Genomic DNA, 468 nt, shown 5'->3' on the forward strand with positions numbered 1-468 from the left:
CGTGTTCCAGCGTGGTCTGGTCTTTGCGCAGCTGCGCGGTCAGCGCATCCATGGCCTCCGGGCTACCCCGGCCCGGGTCTTCTTCCGTGAAGTCCTCCACCGGCCCTCACATCCCCCGAAACGGCGCGAACAGGTCGACCCCGTTGTCAATSTCYGCGGCCGCCTGATGGTCCCGGCTCACCTGAGCGGTCGTCGCCGCGGTCACCAGCTGGTGCACGGCACCCAGGTCATCCGCTGTCCCGGTCGTCATCGTCTTCCACCAGTCCTCGAGACCGRCCCGCGCAGTCTCGACCGTGTGGTCCCCGAYCCSCATCACAGGCGGCAACCAACCCGACGGCAGTGACCCTCGAACGCCCGCGAGCGCCGACGCGCCCTGCATCACCGCGTCTGGCGCGATACTCACCTTCACAGCAACGACCTCACAATCCTCGATGGGATGTTGTCCTCCACATCTCAGACTGCAATGTA

Annotated in this window: 1 protein-coding gene; it reads right to left on the reverse strand. The window is 66.1% G+C overall.

What is annotated here, in order from left to right:
* Positions 1–106: 106 nt before the first annotated feature.
* Positions 107–250, reverse strand: a complete 144-nt coding sequence (locus tag AB4Z18_RS19390) for a hypothetical protein (protein ID WP_441784408.1) — start codon at positions 248–250, stop codon at positions 107–109.
* Positions 251–468 lie beyond the last annotated feature (218 nt).

It is taken from the genome of Leifsonia sp. 2TAF2 (assembly GCF_052115085.1).
Taxonomy (GTDB): Bacteria; Actinomycetota; Actinomycetes; order Actinomycetales; family Microbacteriaceae; genus Leifsonia.